Here is a 4,194-nt window from a genome sequence, read left to right as displayed (position 1 = left end):
CCCCGCCTCGCCGCGCGCCGTCCCCGGCGCGCCGCGAGGCGGGGCCCGCAGCCCAGACGCCCGGCGGCCCTCCGCGACCGCCGGGTGCCCGGCCCTGCCCGTCGCTCTTCTAGTTGTGGCCGAACTTCCGCTCCTTGCGGTGGGACGGTTCCGAGATGGCTCGGGTGGTCTCGTCCGCGGGGGATCGTCTCGGCTCGGGCTTGGATTCCGTCGGCGGGGTGCGCTCGGCGTGGCCGCCGGTGCGGGCGCCGGCGTTTCGGCGCGTCTGTTTCTTGCCCACGATCATCCCTCCTGTGGTGGATCCCGGGCGAGGGGGTACCACAAGCCTCACACACCGGGGCAAAGGGTGCATGTCAGCTCGGGACGCTGCGGCGGAAGGTGTGGCGGTACGCGGTGGGCGAGACGCCGACGGTCGCCGCCAGGTGCTGGCGCAGCGAGACCGCCGTGCCGAAGCCGGACTCCGCGGCCACCCGGTCAACGGTGAGGTCGGTGGTCTCCAGGAGCCGGCGGGCCCGGTCGACTCGTTGCCGGTTCAGCCACTGGGCCGGGGTCGTGCCGACCTCCTCACGGAAGCGGCGGGAGAAGGTCCGTACGCTCATCCGCGCGTGCGCCGCCAGCTCCGCCAGCGACAGGGGCCGGTGCAGCTCGCCGACCGCCCACTCCCGCGTCGCCGTCGTCGTGGCCACGCTCTCCTCGGGGAGCGGGCGCTCGATGTACTGCGCCTGGCCGCCCTCGCGGTGCGGCGGCATCACGCACAGCCGGGCCACCCGGTTGGCGATCTCGCTGCCGTGGTCCCGGCGCACCAGATGCAGGCACAGGTCGATGCCCGCGACGACCCCCGCCGCCGTGAGCACCTCGCCGTTGTCCACGTACAGCACGTTCGCGTCGACCTCGACGTTCGGGAAGCGCCGCTGGAAGTGGCCCGCCTCGTTCCAGTGCGTGGTCGCCGACCGGCCGTCCAGCAGGCCGGCGGTGGCCAGCACGTACGACGCCGTGCAGATCGACACGATGCGCGCACCCGGCCGCAGCGTGCCCAGCGCTTCGGCGAGCGCGTCCGGGAGCCAGTCCTGCTCGGCGTCCGGTCCGCAGGTGAACGGCGGGATCACCAGCGTGTCGGCCGTCGCGAACGCCTCGCCTCCGTGCTCGACGCCGATGGTGAAGTCGGCGCTGGAGCGCACCGGACGCCCGTCGAGGCTGCAGGTGACCACCTCGTACAGCGGCTCGCCGGTCACGCCCTGCGCCGTGCCGAAGATCCGTACGGGGATGCTCAGTTCGAAGGGATACACGCCGTCCAGGGCTACGACCACGACTCGATGCATGGCCGGATTCTTTCACCTCATGGCGATCTCGCCACTCGTCCGGCGGTCCCGGATGCGGAAATCTTGATCTTGCAAGGCGGGGCGACCGAGTGTCCGGCCATAGAACGAACGGGAGTGGACGTCATGCGCGCGATCGGTCAGGACACCTTCGGCGGCTCCGAGGTCCTCAAGGTCGTGGAGGCCGAGAAGCCGGTCCCCGGTCCGGCGGAGGTGCTGGTGCGGGTCCACGCGGCCGGGGTGAACCCGACCGACTGGTGGCACCGCAGCACCGGCGGCCTGGCCGGGACCGCCGCGCCGGTGCGGCTCGGCTGGGACCTCTCCGGGGTCGTCGAGGAGGTCGGCCCGGGCGTGACGCTGTTCCAGCCCGGCGACGAGGTGTTCGGCATGCCGCGCTCGCCACTGCCGGCCGGCGCGTACGCCGAGTACGTCGCCTCGCCCGCCCGCCACCTGACCCGCAAGCCCGCCGGGCTGACGCACACCGAGGCCGCGGCCGTCCCGCTCGCCGGGCTGACCGCCTGGCAGGCGCTGGTCGACACAGCACAGGTGCGGGAAGGGCAGCGGGTGCTGATCCACGCCGCGGCGGGCGGCGTCGGGCACCTCGCCGTCCAGATCGCCAAGGCCCGCGGCGCGTACGTGATCGGCACCGCCAGCGCCGCGAAGCACGACTTCGTGCGCGGGCTCGGCGCGGACGAGGTGATCGACTACCGCACGACCGACTTCGCCGAGGCCGTGCGCGACGTCGACGTCGTCGTGGACACCATCGGCGGCGAGTACGGCCCCCGTTCGCTGCGCACCCTGCGCCCCGGCGGCATCGTCGTCTCCCTCGCCTCCCCCGGCGAGGCAGCCCTCGCGGAGGAGGCCGAACGGCTCGGCGTCCGCGCCCAGTTCATGATCGTGGAGTCCGACCAGGCCGGGATGCGCGAGCTCGCCGCCCTGGTCGAGTCCGGTGCCGTGAAGGTCCGCGTCGACACGGTCCTGCCGCTGGAGGACGTGGCCAAGGCGCACGAGCTCGGGGAGAGCGGGCGGACGACCGGGAAGATCGTACTGACGGTCGCCCAGGCCGGCGGGGTCACGGACTGACCTTCGCGCCGACCCGCCCCGGTCCCCCGCCGACGCCTCACGCCTCGACGGGGGCCTCGGCCTTCCGCGCCCTCGTGTCCGCGACGATGTACGGGACGGCCGGCAGGATCAGGATCGGGGCCGCCCAGACCGGCAGCGTGAACAGGACGCCGTCCCCGGCCACGAACCGGGTGAGCAGCGCCACGGGCAGCCCGACCACGGCGGAGAGCAGCCAGCTCTTCCCCAGGCCCAGACTGCCGCGCCGCAGCTCCCAGGCGACGGTGACCGTGGCGATCGCGCCCCAGAAGGCCAGGTCGCCCGCGTCGACGGGCAGTTGGGGCGTCCACCGGATCAGATGGCGCAGGAGCCACACCGAGCCGACCACCATGGAAGCCATCGCCGCCAGGCGCAGCGCCCGTCGGTGCAGGGGTGCGCGGCCACGGGCCCAGGCGGCGGCGAAGGCCGTGACGTCGTCGCCGACGACGTCACGCGCCGTGCGTCCGGCGGCCTCGGCGTCCTGCAGATGGGCGGTGAGCTCCTGGAGCATCTCGCGCATCGAGGCGTCGTCGACGCCCCGGTACTCCCAGTTGCTCCGGCAGATCGCGAGGATCCGGTCACGCGCCGCCGCTTCCTCGCGAGCCGCGTCGTCGGCCGTCACGCCCCCACGCTCCGTGCGCTCGTCCGTCGTGCCGTCGTTCTGCATGATCAGGTGTCCCCCGGGGATGTGGATGCGGAATCGGTGTCGGTGTCGGTGTCGGTGAGGATCCGGCTCACAGGACCGGCGAAGGCCTGCCACGCCGTACGCCCCTCCGCGAGCGCGCCGCGGCCCGCGTCGGTGAGCCGGTAGTACTTGCGCGGGGCGCCGCCGCTGGCACTCGGGGCCCGGTACGAGTCGACGAGCCCGGCCCGCTCCAGCCGGGACAGCAGCGGGTAGATGCTGCCCTCCCGGACCAGGTCGAGGCCGCTGTCGGCGAGCGCCTGGGTGAACTCGAAGCCGTACCGCGGTCGTTCGGCGATCAGCGCGAGCAGGCACACGTCGAGCACCCCGCGCAGGAGCTGGCTGCGCCGCTGGTCGCCGGCCTCGGACAGCTCCATTGTCATGCGGTACAAGATAGTCATCGATTGCCTTGCACGGCAAGACAGTTGCGCCCGACGCAACCCGGCGGAGCCAGCGATTCCGCCCTCAAGACGATCACCACAGCCGGGCTTCACCGCCCCGGCCGGCTACCGCCCGGAGAAGGCGAGCGTCGCGGGCTGCGGACAGGCCCTACGAGCCCGGGGACGTCGGAGGCATGTGAGAAGCCTCCCGGCCCGCGCCGCGGCCTACCCTGGAATGGTGAGCAGGGCGCAGGTCAGTCTGTTCCTGTGCGGCGACGTCATGCTCGGCCGGGGCGTCGACCAGATCCTGCCGCATCCGGTGGGTCCGGCCCTGGTCGAGCCGTACGTGCGCGACGCGCGGGACTACGTGGCGCTGGCGGAGGCGGCCAACGGGCCGATTCCCCGGCCGGTGGACTTCGCCTACCCCTGGGGCGAGGCGCTGGCCGTCCTGGCCGAGGCGGCGCCCGACGTGCGGATCGTCAATCTGGAGACGTCGGTGACGGCCGCCGAGGAGCGCGCGCCCGGCAAACAGCTGCATTACCGGATGCATCCCGCGAACCTGCCCGCGCTCACCGCCGCCCGTCCCGACGTCTGCGTCCTGGCGAACAACCATGTCCTGGACCACGGCCGCGGCGGCCTCGACGACACCCTCGCGGCACTGGCCGCCGCCGGGGTGCGCACCGCCGGGGCGGGCCGGGACGCCGAGGAGGCCCGACGG

General features: G+C 73.6%; 6 protein-coding genes. 2 read left to right on the top strand and 4 right to left on the bottom strand.

Annotated features, from left to right (window positions below; genetic code table 11):
• Window positions 1-109: 109 nt before the first annotated feature.
• Complete coding sequence (locus VIU94_RS13960; RefSeq protein WP_331911246.1) at window positions 110-280, bottom strand: hypothetical protein; 171 nt, start codon at window positions 278-280, stop codon at window positions 110-112.
• 73 nt (window positions 281-353) lie between these two features.
• Window positions 354-1,319, bottom strand: coding sequence for a GlxA family transcriptional regulator (locus tag VIU94_RS13955; RefSeq protein ID WP_331911244.1), 966 nt, complete (start codon window positions 1,317-1,319; stop codon window positions 354-356).
• A 123-nt stretch (window positions 1,320-1,442) separates the two neighbouring features.
• On the opposite strand from VIU94_RS13955, the gene VIU94_RS13950 reads away from it, so the two are divergent.
• Window positions 1,443-2,399 (top strand): NADP-dependent oxidoreductase, encoded by a 957-nt coding sequence (locus VIU94_RS13950; RefSeq protein WP_331911242.1) that lies wholly within the window; start codon window positions 1,443-1,445, stop codon window positions 2,397-2,399.
• Between the two features lie 37 nt (window positions 2,400-2,436).
• Here the strand turns inward: VIU94_RS13950 and VIU94_RS13945 are convergent, their stop codons facing one another.
• Both VIU94_RS13945 and VIU94_RS13940 read right to left on the bottom strand, forming a co-directional pair.
• Complete coding sequence (locus VIU94_RS13945) at window positions 2,437-3,081, bottom strand: hypothetical protein (RefSeq protein WP_331911240.1); 645 nt, start codon at window positions 3,079-3,081, stop codon at window positions 2,437-2,439.
• Between the two features lie 2 nt (window positions 3,082-3,083).
• A complete protein-coding gene (locus VIU94_RS13940) occupies window positions 3,084-3,479 on the bottom strand; it encodes a PadR family transcriptional regulator (protein WP_331911238.1) in 396 nt (131 codons plus the stop codon).
• Between the two features lie 232 nt (window positions 3,480-3,711).
• On the opposite strand from VIU94_RS13940, the gene VIU94_RS13935 reads away from it, so the two are divergent.
• Window positions 3,712-4,194: CapA family protein (locus VIU94_RS13935; RefSeq protein ID WP_331911236.1), on the top strand; the 483-nt coding region annotated here is incomplete at its 3' end.

This window comes from Streptomyces sp., assembly GCF_036566765.1.
GTDB lineage: Bacteria > Actinomycetota > Actinomycetes > Streptomycetales > Streptomycetaceae > Streptomyces.
The sequence above is the reverse complement of the archived record's forward strand: the minus strand, read 5'-3'. Positions and strand labels throughout refer to the sequence as shown.